This is a genomic window from Staphylococcus gallinarum (assembly GCF_000875895.1).
GTDB lineage: Bacteria > Bacillota > Bacilli > Staphylococcales > Staphylococcaceae > Staphylococcus > Staphylococcus gallinarum.
The window spans coordinates 204,436-217,976 of sequence record NZ_JXCF01000001.1 but is presented as its reverse complement, the minus strand read 5'-3'; the positions used below and the strand labels follow the sequence as shown (position 1 = coordinate 217,976).

Below are 13,541 nucleotides of genomic sequence, written 5' to 3'. Positions count from 1 at the left end.
GTTGCTATAGCAACAATTTAGTATACATTGTTGATTGTTATATTATTTTAATAGCTTTATCCTGTAATTAAAAACAACACGATATTGCTTTAAGGTATCATAGAAAAGGAGAGATTTAAAATGAAAACAATAGCAATTGTGGGTGCAGGTATAGGTTTAGGTTTATCACTAGCAAAGAAATTTGGAGCTGAAGGATTTAAAGTAGCAGCTATATCAAGAAATGCGGAAAAATTAAAAGTGATTCATGAAGATTTGAGTAACTTAAATATAGAAGTAAAAACATATGTATCCGATATTGTGGATTTAGAATCATTGAAGCAAACGATCCAATCAATTAAAGCGGATTTTGGTTCTATTGACGTTATAGAATTTAGTCCTAATGCCAAGGAACAGCAATTTACCAATATATTGGAAACTACACCAGAAAGTGTTTCAGAAATATTAAATAGTTATCTCTATCCAGCTATTCAATTAGTTAACGAGGTGTTACCTGATATGATAAATAAAGGAACAGGTTCAATCTTATTTACGACAGGTGTAGCTACAATATTTCCACTCCCATTTGCTGGAAATGCTGGCATTATAGGCTCTGGATTGAGAAGTTATGCTGAAAATCTCTACAATGCAGTAGAAAATAAGGGGATTTTTGTAAGACATCTTTCAATAGGAACAGCGATTGAATCCGGGACTTTAGGCGATCCAGATACAATTGCAAAGGCTTGGTATGATTTATATACTACAAAAGGGAAATTTGAAGAGACATTTCCTCAGGGAATTAAAAAATCAGATATGATTTAAACAGTTAATTGTTTTGTATTAATATTATATTAATTAAAAATATACTAAGACGTTAAATAATAATGAATAAAGAGTCGGGGACATAAATACCTAGCATTAAGCCCATCAAAGATTTTGATCTTTGATGGGCTTGTTATTTGTTTCAATACTTCGTATTGTTATTGCTCGCTTACCTAAGGGCTGGGTCGAACCTAGGCCTCGACACGTATCCTACTCCCTTAGGTGTCTCGCAAACAATACGCAGTTCTTATATGTTATTACTACTAAAAATAAGACACATAATAATGAATTAATTGATGCAGAAATTATCCATGAGATAAAACAAGAAATGAATAATGAGTTAAGTGATGAAGATTTCAATAAAATCACAAATTATCGATTTTATTATAGGTTGAAAGGGTAATATCTTAGGCTCTTTTTGTATAAAGAATACCGAATTTCTAATATGCTAAGTTGTTAATAGAAACTGTGGCAGCATATAACGAAATATACCGATTAATAGAAAATAATGGATATGCGCTTATTCCTAAAGCGCCAGCATTTTTAATTAAGTATTTTAAACGCACTTCAGCTACTATGATTAAATTATTGTTCAAATCAGGGGTGTTAGATCAAGACAAAGGATCTACAAAAGAATTAGATGCTTTATATTTGGATTTTAAAAAATTAAGTAACAATACAGCTATTTCAACTACAAATTTGGACTCATTGTATCAACAAACAATGAGTGTGAGTGATTAGCAAGAAATTGATTTTAATAATAAATCTCACTTTTTTTATAAGAGTGAGATTTTTTTAGTTATCCTAGGGTAAAAGTTAATGAAACATTAATTATAAAAAATGAATAAACGAATTAAGTTAATTGATGTTTTTAAAATTTTAAATATACTTATAAAATTAAGGAGCGTATAAAATTGAAGATGTACCCACTAACAATAGCGCAACAAAACTTTTTAAAACGTGAAAAAATAATAGAAGATTCGAGTATTAATAATATTGCAGGACTATTGAAATTAGGTACAAAATTTAATTATGAGCAAATTAATAAAGCTGTTAACCAATTAATATTTAATCATGATAGCTATAGAATACAAGTAACATTTAAAAGTGGAAATGCTAAGCAGTATATTAAAGCATTTGAAGAAATAGCATATCCTTATTTAGATTTTTATCAAGATCAATTGAATTTTGATACTTGGATAAATAAAAAAGCGAATACTAATATATTTGACTATAATGATAAATTGTATCGATTTTATATTTTGAAATTGCCAGATGGTCAATTAGGTTTGTTGGCTATACAAAACCATCTAATAGGCGATGGTTGGAGTATGCCATTATCAATCAATTATTTTATAACTTATTTGACTAATCAAGACACTACAGAAATACCTAAATTATCATTCGTAAATGCTATAGAAGATGAAGTGAAGTACCTACAGTCTAAAAAGCTTGAAAAAGATGAGATTTATTGGAGAGAAAAACTGAATCGACAAAAACAACAAATCAGTGATAAACCACATCAGTTAGAACATGTTAATGGTCAAAGGCGTACTATAAAATTAAGTACAGTAATAACTGAAAAAATTAATGAGTTTTGTTTGAAAAACGAAATAAGTGTTAGTAATTTATTCACTAGCATTATGTTTGCTCTAATTGATAAAAAAGCAGTAACTAAAATTAATAACATTGGAATATCAATTCATAATAGGGCAAATAAAAACGAAAAATTCACTACAGGTAATTATGCCAAATCTTTGCCAATCATAATAGAATCAGAACAGGATCTCTTGCTAAATGAGTATATACAAAAAGTGAAAAGAGAATCTTTTAATATTTTAAAGCATAGAAAATATCCAATTGATGATTTATTATCAGAACTTAATATGGGGAATAATATTATAGATTGCTTAATTTCTTTCCAAACAGCTAGTTATAGTTCCGAGTTTATTGAAAATGGATTTTCAGAAAAGAAACTTGAAGTTGATGCCATCGGTGGACCGCTCGAAATTCAAATTTTTAATAAGAATAGTGAAAGTGGTTATTTATTACATTATGATTATCAAAGTGAAGTGCTAAGTGTACATGAAATAGAACAATTGCATGAAAATATTTTGAAAATGCTTAACGAATTGGTAATAGATACAGAGCAAAAATTAGAAGAAAATAGCATTTTATAACAATGAAAATGAATATTTAAGCAAAAAAGTACATTGCTTGTATTTTAAAATATTGATAAATTAGAAGAAAAAGGTTGGGAAGACACATGCATACCTTGAAATTCTTTCTACTAAATTTCATTATCTTCTTTGTATTATCTAGCATTAGTAATGTTCTATTCTTAGGTGGATTTGAATTTATGAATGTGTTATTAAGCACTTCGATATTTGCCGTTATTATGACAGGATTTCAATTTTTTGCTAAAAATTTATCTAAAGATAAATCACATTAGTAAACAATACATAATGAAAGGAAAATTTTGTAATATGAACGATAAAAAGCAACAAACCAAATGGGTTTTAGTAGTTTTATGTTGTATTGTTTACAGTGTGACAAATTTATATGAACATTTTAACTTATGGTTTCTTATGTTACTTGCTATCGTGGCAGGTACATTAATTCATTATTTAGTCGACTTTATTTTTATTTTGATCAATAAATTCCCAAGCTCTAAATCAAAATAATTCAATATAGCACAATTTCAAAAATTATTTCCTGGAAAATACTGAAATAAAAAACTCTTCAAACTGTTTAACAAGTTTGAAGAGTTTTTTTGAATATCTATATTTAAGGTGTTTTCAGATAAAACTTCTATTTGCCTACAAACTAATGAGAAAATATTACTTTTTAAATTGCATAGGGTGTTAATACACATAATTATTCACCAAATTTCTTAAAACATCATAAAACATTGTATTAATTATGTAAGCGAATACAAATACAATGTAATAAAACAATATCTTAATAGGAGGATGAAAAATGTCTAATTGGTTGGATATAGATAATAGTGTTGTGGTTATTACAGGTGGTAGTTCAGGTATAGGAAGTGTTATTGTTGAAACATTATTAGCTAATGGCGCAATAGTTTATAATGTGGATTTAAAAAATGGTGAGGAAAATCACGGAAATTATCATTTTTTTGAAGTAGATGTAACTGATAAAAATAGAGTGCAAGAAGTTGTTTCATTGATATTTAATCAAGAACAAAAGATAGATGTGTTAATTAATAATGCGGGTGTTAATTTACCAAGAGTATTGGCTGATACACAAGATACTCATCCAGAATATGAAATTAACGAGCGTGATTTGAATTTCATGTTCAATGTGAATTTAAAAGGCCCTATTTGGTTTAGTCAAGCGGTAGCAAAATATTTCATTAAACAACGGAAGGGTAAGATAATCAATATTTCGAGTGAGGCTGGGCAAGAGGGGTCAGAGGGCCAAAGTTTATATTCAGCCACTAAAGCTGCACTCATCGGTTTGACAAGAAGTTGGGCAAAAGAACTTGGCAAATATAACATTAATGTTACTGCAATTGCTCCAGGTATTATAGAAGAAACTGGACTCCGTACTCCAGAATATGAAAGTGCGTTAGCTTATAGTAGAAATATTACGGTTGATCAACTGAATGGGGATTATTCTAAATCTATACCTTTAAAAAGAGTAGGAAAGTTAGATGAAATAGCAGATTTGGTATGTTATTTAAGTTCTAATAAATCCAGTTACATTACTGGGACTACTATTAATATTTCAGGAGGTAAATCACGAGGATAATCCCATAAAGTTAGGGGAGTATAATGAAGCTTAATAAAAAACATACACAGATAATTAAAATATTGCTCGACTCACATACTTCGATAGAAAAATTATCGTTTTTAGTAAATGTCAGTGAAAAAACGTTAATTAATTATGTTAAACAAATAAATGATTACTTTGATGAAACGATTTTTATTTCTAAGCAATACCACAACTTAATGATTCATATTGAAGATGATAATCGTTTTCTTGAATTAATGAATACGCTAACTGAATCAACTCAAAGTGATTCAATTAACAAAATGGAGGGCATCTTTTTCCAAATTTTACACCAAAAAATAGTTACTATTGATGATTTAGCTGAATTTAATTTTATGAGTAAAACAAGTATTAATAATATGCTAAAAGATATGAAAGATGAGCTTTCTAAATATAATGTTTCGATTGTTGGCAAGCCAAATGTAGGTTTATATGTCGATGGTAAAGAATATGATATTAGAAAATTAATAATTGAATATTTCAATAATCAATATAGTAATAAAGATATAGATAGCGAATTACTTGTACAGTTAGAAAATCTTAAAGTGCAACTGAAATTAGATGAACAATCTTATAAGAGATTGAAATTAGCAATCAAAGTTACTATTGAACGGCTAGAAATGGGAGCCAAAATAGATGATGATATAAGTATTGATAATAATGTGTATAGTTCAATTGATTATAAAAATATAGCATTTATAAAATCTTATTTGAACCAGACTTATAAAGATATTGATGCAAATAAAGAAATGCTTCTAATTGTTATCATATTACTTGGGCGACGTGCATCTATATTAGATGAATTAATCACTTCATCTGAAGCTACAATTATACAAAAAATTATTGATGGAACAATTCGAGATGTCTATGAATATTATGGGATTGAGTTAGATAATGAATTATTTACGAAAGATATTCGTCTGCACATTAAGTATTTAATAAATCGCATAGTATTTAATATAAATATCAATGATGAGAGTGTAAGCAATATGAATGAAAGATTCCCTTTTGCTTTTGAATTGTCAAGAATATTGGGTGAAAATATAACCAAGCATATTCAAATCAATGTCTCCGAAGAAGAGTTAAGTTATCTTACTATTTATTTTAGTATCTATCTTGAAAAAATAGAAAAAGAAGTGAAATCTATATCAAAAGTTGCGATTATTACTGATTTTGGTCTAAGTATTCAAAAATTATTACAAAACAATATAATGAAAATTTTTGGCCCGAATGTAGAGATTGTTATTATTGAACAGTCAAATTTTGATGAATCTTCAGTAAATAACTATGAAATCATAATTTCAACTATACGACTCAATAGATTGTTTAACAAAATCATTTATTTAGAAAATGTTTTTGATGAACAGAAACTAAAATTAAAAATCGAACAATTTTTAATTTATAAAGACTTAAATCATAAAAATGTTTTTAATAAGAGTGTCATTGTAGATCTTATCAATTCTGAAGATTTTGAACATTTTGATAATAATAACTCTTATATATCATTAATAGAAAGTTTAGCAGATGAATTGGTGAATGAAGGTAAGGTAGAAAATGATTTTAAACAACGTTTATTGATAAGAGAATCTGATAAATCAACGGCAGATAAATATTTAGGTTTTCCTCATGCATCTCATACAGGGACAACGATAAATATTAAAGTTGCAATTTTAGATGAAGGGTGTAGAGATTTGCCTGATTTAAAAATAATTATACTAATTGCTACACCAGATGAAATGGTTAATGAAACACTACTGATTCGAGTTTATGAAGAAGTATTAGCAATTTCTAATAATGCATATTTAATAAGTAAATTCTCTGAAAAAACTACGTTTCAAGACTTTATACAATTATTAAATCAAGAAATGAAGGGATAAAATGTTCATATTATTACTAATTATTTTAGCTGCAGCAGGTTTTGTCATACAACATTTACTAGGCTGGTTACAAATTAAGAATTTTACTAAACATTATATAGAGTTACGACGTAAAGGTAAGGTGGCAATTGGAAGAAGACCCGCAATTTTCAAATCAGGAACGTTAGTCTTATTACAATTAAATGGGAAAAATGTGATTGAAGAAGCACGATTTATGCAAGGTGTTACAGTTTTTAGTAAGTTCAAGCCATTAGATGGATTAAATGGATTGAAATTAAATAAAATCACAGATCAAGATATTAAAAAATATAATAAGCTACTGATAAAAGCAATATTAGATGCTCAACATACATTTAATGTAGTAAGTAATGGTGGAGAAATTGAAAAGATACCTTCACCAATAATGAAAGCTGTGAAAAAGGTAAATAAATTAATTAGAAATGAAAGGGGATTAAAAAATGGATTACATCGTTAAGTTTGCAGAAGGTTTTATAAAATTATTTCAAACTGGTGCCGATACATTCATAGATTGGATGGGGACCATAGTACCATTAGTTTTAATGCTATTAATTGCTATGAATACATTAATACAATTAATAGGCGAAGACAGAATTAATTTAATAGCTCAAAAATCTGCTAAAAATCCACTTATGCGTTATTTAGTATTACCATTTTTAGGTTCATTTATGTTAGCGAATCCAATGGTTCATTCGTTAGGACGATTTATGCCTGAAAAGTATAAGCCAAGTTATTTTGCTTCGGCAGCACAATTTGCGCACACAAGTAACGGGATATTTCCACACATTAATCCAGCTGAACTGTTTGTATTTTTAGGTATAGCCAATGGTATTCAAAAATTAGGATTACCGACAACAGATTTAGCAGTGCGCTATTTATTAGTTGGTCTAGTTATGAATTTTATAGGTGGTTGGGTAACTGACTTAACTACAAGCTTTGTGGAAAAACAACAAAAAGTCAAATTGAGTAAAGAGATAAAATTAGAAGGTTGAGGTGAAAATAATGAAAAAAGTTAAAGTAACTAAAGGCTCTGGAGGCTTTGGTGGTCCATTAACGTTTGGCGTAGACGGAAATAAGAAGAAATTAGTGTATATTACAGGTGGTCATAAACCAGCTATTGTCGATAAAATAGCAGAAATTACAGGAGCAGAACCGGTAAATGGATTTGAGACTTCAGTTCCTGAAGAGGAAATGATGGCGATAATAATAGATTGTGGTGGTACATTAAGGTGTGGTATCTATCCAAAAAAACGAATACCAACTATAAATATTATGGCAACAGGTAAAAGTGGACCTTTACGACAGTATATTACTGAAGATATATATGTTTCGAATGTAGATGTTAATCAAGTTGAAGAGGTTGATGATAATACCCAGCAAGAAGTAGAGAGTGCTCATGGTGAATTGGAAACATCTGATAAAAAAGAAAGTCAATATTCAAAGAATAAGAAAATTATGGAGACGCGTGCTGAGCAAGAACACAAGTCCATTTTAACTAAAATTGGTTTAGGTGCAGGTAAAGTTATCAATACATTTTACCAAGCAGCAAGAGATGCTGTAGAAACGATGTTACACACGATTATTCCATTTATGGGATTTGTAGCATTACTTATAGGTATTATTCAAGGGTCTGGCATTGGTAAGGTATTCGCTAATGTAATGTCTCCATTAGCTGGTAATATTTGGGGATTGATGGCGATAGGTCTAATTTGTTCTCTTCCTTTTTTAAGTCCTTTACTAGGACCAGGAGGGGTCATCGGCCAAGTATTAGGTACATTGATTGGAGTAGAAATTGGGAAAGGAAACATTCCACCTCATTTAGCATTACCTGCATTATTTGCAATTAATACACAAAATGCTGCTGATTTTATTCCTGTTGGTTTAGGATTGGCAGAGGCTGAAACAAAAACAATTGAAGTTGGTGTTCCTTCTGTATTGTATTCAAGATTTTTAAATGGAGTTCCCCGTGTATTTGTAGCATGGCTTGCTAGTTTTGGATTATACAAATAAAAAATAGAGGAGATTTACTATGTATAAAACTATTGTTAAAGATGTAGGTAGTGAGGCAAGTGCATTTGTCGAAGAAGGAATGATCATATTGTTTGGTGATAATGCACCTGAAGAGTTAATTGATTATTGCTATATCATTGATATTAATAGTATTGAAGGAGAAATAACAGAATCTCAAAAAGTATTGATTGGTGAAAAAATATTTGAAATTACTAAAGTTGGTGCTTCTGTTCAAAAGAATTTAGCAGAGTTAGGTCACATTACCTTAAAGTTTGACGGTAGTCACGAAGCTGAACAATCTGGAACATTATATTTAGAAGAGGCGGAAGTGCCTAATATCGAAATTGGAACAGAATTAAAAATACTATAACTTTTATGGAAATTGTGCTTCGTTTTACAACTGTAATGTAGGGTAATATACAATTGATAATTTGTATACCGTGATTCCATAAGGTATTTTTATTATTTATTAGATAATATTTTTGAAAGAAGGTGTTATTATGCAAATTAAAAAAGGAACGAACAAGTTTTATGTTGGTGAAGATGAAAATAACTTTTTAGCACAAATGACTTATGTTCCTAGTGGAGAGGGTATGATAATTATTGATCATACCGAAGTTTCTGATGAATTGAGGGGGCAACATGTTGGTAAGGATTTGGTTGAAGCTGGTGTGACTTATGCTCGTGAAAATAATTTGAAGATTGTTCCACTTTGTCCTTTTGCTAAAAGTGTATTTGACAAGACGCCTGAATATGAAGATGTTTTGAAAAATTAAATTTAATAAATAAAAAAATCGACAACTTCTAACGGAATAATTGGGAGGTTGTCGATTTCTTTTGTTTGAGTTGTGATTAGTTCAACTATTATTTGGTGAGATGGTTATTTTTCATTTTTAAAGGTAAGTGGAAGTGGCTACAATCGCCCCAGTTTAAATCATCTTTAAGTATATTATATGATTCATAAAAGAATTGACTTACCGTATCGTGACTTGGCTGTTGATCGGAATTTATTTCTAAAATAAACTCCCCTAAATTCGGATCGAATTTGCTATTATCTGGAAATTTCTGGTGACATTCAAATTGCTTGTCTGTAAATGGATAGGGTAAGACAAAGAATGTAGGTCCTTCATAATTGTCATCACCAAACCAAAAACCAAATTCGATAAGTTCTTCATCGAAGGCTGCACGTTCTATAACTTTATTATCATCACTAAATGGTCGATGTTCACTATTAATCATTGCGCAAGATATATCAAATGTACCCCAAAATAGTGCGGGTTTAAATTTGCGTACTCTTAATGAGGATATAAATTTTGTTTCCGCATGATAGGCAAATTTCATAAGATCTAGGACATTATTTGCGACATCTGATTTATAATGATGGTGATGTGTATCTTGATCTATTGGAGTTGTATCAGCAACTTCTTGAGGTTTTGTGTTTATTTCTAAATGTATACCATGAGAAGTTAAGATTTGTTTAATCTTATTATAATAAGTTTGAATGGTTGTACCATTTTCTAATTCAATACTTTCTTTGTTATTGTTTATACGTACTTCTATGATATTATCTATTAAATTTACTTCGATTAAAAAGTCCTTATCTTCATAATGTAACATCCCAGTACTAAATCCTTGAATGGTGATATCAAGTGCTACATGTGCCCATTGTGGCTCTTGATACATGGATTCTAATTTATATTTTCCAAGGATTTGTGAAAGTATATGAAGCGTTTCTTTTTCTTTTTGCCATTCTTTTAATAACATGACGCTCTCTCCTTTTCAGATATGCTTTACACAACATATACCCAGTGAATGCATGTTTATTCAATTTTAATTTATGGTAAGTGTATTAAAAACAAGAATGGGGTGTCTTTATGAAAGCAGTTATTTTAAACGCAACACTAAAAAATGGAGATGAATTATCGCATACTGAGGCTTTAGCAAGAGAAGCAATGTCAATCTATCAAACTGAAGGAATAGATGTTGAAATGGTTAGAGTGAACGATTATAAAATTGCTTATGGTATTAGTGATGATATGGGGGATGGAGACGAATGGCCAAAACTATTAAATAAGATAATAGATTCGGATATTGTTATTATTGGTACACCACTGTGGCTAGGAGAAAAGAGTAGCGTAGCAACGTTAATTATTGAAAGGCTTTATGGATCTAGTAAATTGGAAAATAATGAAGGGCAATCCATTTTCTATAATAAAGTTGGAGGTGTCATTGTAACTGGTAATGAAGACGGAGCTAAGCATGCATCAGCTTCTATACTTTATGGACTTTCACATATTGGATTTACAATTCCGCCTAATGTAGATGCTTATTGGGTTGGAGAGGCAGGACCTGGACCTTCATATATGGATATCAAGCATGAAAATGACTTTACGAAAAAACATATCAAATGGTTAGCCTATAATACAATGTATATGGCTTCTATATTGAAAAGAACGCCATTACCAAGTAAAGGGAATCGATTAAATGATTAACTAACAAATGGGCTATCTCCTGTTTATTACCATGACTGCAGAAAAAAGCATACACTATGCGTATGGTACAGTATGGTTTTACCGTTATATTAAAAATGGCATCTCTAGTGCTAAAACTATCTTTGGTCAGCCAACCAAAATATATACACAAAGAGATGCAATATATGTCATCAGACACAAAAAGCTTAGCACATACAAAATGGAATTGTAAGTACCATATAGTCTTTGCACTAAAATAAACAACACTTTTAAGGTGTTCTAGGAAAGTAGTGCAATTGGTTAATCTTCTCGGTGACCTTATCAGGACTAGTCAGTAATAAGGGTTTCAGTCGCAAAGCAAACCACCTGTTATACGGGTGGTTTTGATTTCTGGAACGATTTTTAAACTAGTGAGTTATCTATAACGTTTTTTTGATAAAGATATTCTAAAACTTTTCTACCCAATTATTAAAACTACTTAAAAATGAGTTGATATGTTTTTGTGTCCGTTCATCATCCAAGTTATGTGTGTCTTCATTAATTTTTTCATGTACTCTACCGACAATTAATTTAGGACCAGCCATAACTTGTGCATTCATTGCAAGTAAACTTTGGCGAATTTGCATTTGTCCTAATGCTGTACCAATGTTACCAGGTGATCCTCCTGCAACTGCAAAAGGTTTATTAATTAACGGTGATTTATCATCTTTGTGTTTTGTTCTAGATGCCCAATCAATAGCATTTTTTAAAGGCCCAGGTATCCCAGAATTATATTCAGGACTAACAATAATTATACCGTCTACATTGTGTATCGACTCTCTAAATAAAGTAACGCTGTCAGCTTCACTTTCCCCTTCTTCATCATAGTTATATAAAGGTAAGTCTTTGAAGCTAATAACAGATGTATCCCAATCTTTAGGTGCTAAACGAATCATTTCATTTAACAAGACTTTATTATATGATCCCGTACGTAAGCTACCACATATAAATCCGATTTTTTTCATTTAATTGACTCCTTCTTTTTTAAATTAATTACATGATACGTTGAAGATAAATATAAATCAAATAAATTTATAGCCATATGTTTGTGTTTTTTAAATGTTAATAAAAATGTTATATTGAGTTAAATATAAAGAGTGGAGGGGATTTATATGCGTAAAACTTATAATGGTAAAAAGATTGATGTGTCATTTGATGCAAAGAGATGTATTCATGCTGCAGAATGTGTAAAAAACTTACCAAAAGTGTTCGATACGAAGAAGAGACCATGGATAAATACAAGTAATGCTGACGTAGATTCAATAGTTCGCGTTGTAGAAATGTGCCCTAGTGGTGCTTTAGAATATGATAGAAAAGACGGGCACTCTAATGAGTGCCACAACCAAAATGTAATAAGTGTGGGCGAAAATAACGAAATTTATATTAAAGGAAACTTTACTTTTAAGTATAAAAATGAAGCGTACAGTTTGAATAGAGCTATTTTCAAAGGTCAAAGTGGAGAGGATGAATATCCATTTTACACGCTTGATGATTAATTGTAGGTGGATAATAGATACATGATTCAAAAATGAGTCTGGACACAAATTTCAGAAAAATAGCACTCAGATGATTCAATTTATCTGAGTGCTTCTTTATTATTCATATTTCGTATTGTTGGCTCGCTTTCCTAGGGGACAGCTTCAGACTGTAGTCTTCAGCTTGTCCTGTTCCCACAGGAGTCTCGCCAAGATACTTCATAATGAATAGTGATTTTACATTAAAAATATGCGTATTTCATATAATGTAATAAACACTATTGAATTAACAAGGTGAATTACATTTAAGGATAATAACGTGCCTCAACATATACTACGAATGACATGTCTATTACATATATCCTTCATTTTATTCTTTTTTCTGCTTCAGTTAGCAATCTGATAGGACCATTGGAATTAAGAGTAATTAACCTATCTGCCATTGTATTGGGCGATTCTTGTAGTTGGCGATTGATCCACCCTTGTATCATGCCTGTGTAAGCAGATGCAATATATTCAGCGACGACATTTTGATCAAGTACCATATGATTGGCGACACCTGTATCTTCAAAAAGTTGCATATAACGTACAGTAATGAAATCTTTTAAAGTTATATAAAAATTGGGGTAGCGTTTAAACATGATATGGTAGAAATCGTAATCATGTCTGATGTGGCTAAAAATATTATTAGCAATATAAAATTGTGATTCTTCTATGCTTTGATGTTTTAGGTAAAATTTGTAAGTTTCTCCAAATAGTAGTCCGAAATGACGCTCAATGGTGGCTGTCGTGAGTTGTGATATAGAACGGAAATGCCTATAAAAGGTGGAGCGATTAATTTCTGCATGATTGCATAGTGCGCGGACAGTGATTTTTGCTAATGGTAGGTATTCGAGTAGTTCGATAAACGCGTTTTGAATTTTAATTTGTGATTTTTTATTTTTTGGTGTCATATGTTTTCTCACCCTTTATTGCAACACATGTTATATATGTGTTGCTTTTTTACTTTATGCATGATTGTTTTGTTTAGCATATCGTTTTTATAATGTATTTATACA

The 13,541-nt window shown here is 30.3% G+C and carries 15 protein-coding genes and 1 pseudogene; 13 read left to right on the top strand and 3 right to left on the bottom strand.

Translation table 11 applies throughout. The features are described 5' to 3' along the window. The first annotated feature begins 120 nt into the window (after positions 1–120). The 10 genes from SH09_RS00925 to SH09_RS00880 all read left to right on the top strand — a co-directional run bounded on the left by SH09_RS00925 (position 121) and on the right by SH09_RS00880 (position 9,274). Entirely contained in the window at positions 121–798 is a 678-nt protein-coding gene (locus tag SH09_RS00925; RefSeq protein WP_042737735.1) for an SDR family NAD(P)-dependent oxidoreductase, read from the top strand. A 468-nt stretch (positions 799–1,266) separates the two neighbouring features. Continuing rightward, entirely contained in the window at positions 1,267–1,539 is a 273-nt protein-coding gene (locus SH09_RS00920; protein WP_042737734.1) for a hypothetical protein, read from the top strand. 179 nt (positions 1,540–1,718) lie between these two features. Beyond that, positions 1,719–2,978, top strand: a complete 1,260-nt coding sequence (locus tag SH09_RS00915) for a condensation domain-containing protein (protein ID WP_235307453.1) — start codon at positions 1,719–1,721, stop codon at positions 2,976–2,978. Positions 2,979–3,777: 799 nt separating this feature from the next. After that, positions 3,778–4,572 (top strand): SDR family oxidoreductase, encoded by a 795-nt coding sequence (locus tag SH09_RS00910; protein ID WP_042737732.1) that lies wholly within the window; start codon positions 3,778–3,780, stop codon positions 4,570–4,572. 23 nt (positions 4,573–4,595) lie between these two features. Beyond that, positions 4,596–6,470 carry a BglG family transcription antiterminator gene (locus SH09_RS00905; RefSeq protein ID WP_042737731.1) on the top strand — a complete coding sequence of 625 codons (1,875 nt, stop codon included), beginning with the start codon at positions 4,596–4,598 and terminating at the stop codon, positions 6,468–6,470. Between the two features lies 1 nt (position 6,471). Next, complete coding sequence (locus SH09_RS00900) at positions 6,472–6,945, top strand: transcriptional regulator GutM (protein WP_042737730.1); 474 nt, start codon at positions 6,472–6,474, stop codon at positions 6,943–6,945. After that, positions 6,929–7,480: a PTS glucitol/sorbitol transporter subunit IIC gene (gene srlA, locus SH09_RS00895; protein WP_042737729.1), complete on the top strand. Its 552-nt coding sequence runs from the start codon at positions 6,929–6,931 to the stop codon at positions 7,478–7,480. The genes SH09_RS00900 and srlA overlap by 17 nt, the downstream gene beginning before the upstream one ends. Before the next feature lie 10 nt (positions 7,481–7,490). Further along, positions 7,491–8,498, top strand: coding sequence for a PTS glucitol/sorbitol transporter subunit IIB (gene srlE / locus SH09_RS00890; protein WP_186823875.1), 1,008 nt, complete (start codon positions 7,491–7,493; stop codon positions 8,496–8,498). A 19-nt stretch (positions 8,499–8,517) separates the two neighbouring features. Further along, positions 8,518–8,868: a PTS glucitol/sorbitol transporter subunit IIA gene (locus SH09_RS00885; RefSeq protein WP_042737728.1), complete on the top strand. Its 351-nt coding sequence runs from the start codon at positions 8,518–8,520 to the stop codon at positions 8,866–8,868. Positions 8,869–8,998: 130 nt separating this feature from the next. Continuing rightward, positions 8,999–9,274: a GNAT family N-acetyltransferase gene (locus SH09_RS00880; protein ID WP_269668889.1), complete on the top strand. Its 276-nt coding sequence runs from the start codon at positions 8,999–9,001 to the stop codon at positions 9,272–9,274. Between the two features lie 88 nt (positions 9,275–9,362). Here the strand turns inward: SH09_RS00880 and SH09_RS00875 are convergent, their stop codons facing one another. Further along, positions 9,363–10,262: a DUF5996 family protein gene (locus SH09_RS00875; protein ID WP_042737727.1), complete on the bottom strand. Its 900-nt coding sequence runs from the start codon at positions 10,260–10,262 to the stop codon at positions 9,363–9,365. A gap of 110 nt (positions 10,263–10,372) precedes the next feature. Here SH09_RS00875 and SH09_RS00870 point away from each other — a divergent pair, with 110 nt between their 5' ends. Both SH09_RS00870 and SH09_RS16955 read left to right on the top strand, forming a co-directional pair. Further along, the gene (locus SH09_RS00870; RefSeq protein ID WP_042737726.1) at positions 10,373–10,990 is read left to right on the top strand and encodes a flavodoxin family protein; all 618 of its coding nucleotides are present in this window, start codon (positions 10,373–10,375) and stop codon (positions 10,988–10,990) included. 164 nt (positions 10,991–11,154) lie between these two features. Next, positions 11,155–11,226: pseudogene (locus SH09_RS16955) on the top strand (IS200/IS605 family transposase); the annotation flags it as partial. Positions 11,227–11,415: 189 nt separating this feature from the next. Here the strand turns inward: SH09_RS16955 and SH09_RS00865 are convergent. Continuing rightward, positions 11,416–11,973: an NADPH-dependent FMN reductase gene (locus SH09_RS00865; RefSeq protein WP_042737725.1), complete on the bottom strand. Its 558-nt coding sequence runs from the start codon at positions 11,971–11,973 to the stop codon at positions 11,416–11,418. 147 nt (positions 11,974–12,120) lie between these two features. On the opposite strand from SH09_RS00865, the gene SH09_RS00860 reads away from it, so the two are divergent. Beyond that, a complete protein-coding gene (locus SH09_RS00860; protein WP_042737724.1) occupies positions 12,121–12,504 on the top strand; it encodes a (4Fe-4S)-binding protein in 384 nt (127 codons plus the stop codon). Between the two features lie 344 nt (positions 12,505–12,848). Here SH09_RS00860 and SH09_RS00855 read toward each other — a convergent pair whose 3' ends face one another. Beyond that, entirely contained in the window at positions 12,849–13,436 is a 588-nt protein-coding gene (locus SH09_RS00855; protein ID WP_042737723.1) for a TetR/AcrR family transcriptional regulator, read from the bottom strand. Positions 13,437–13,541: the final 105 nt, after the last annotated feature.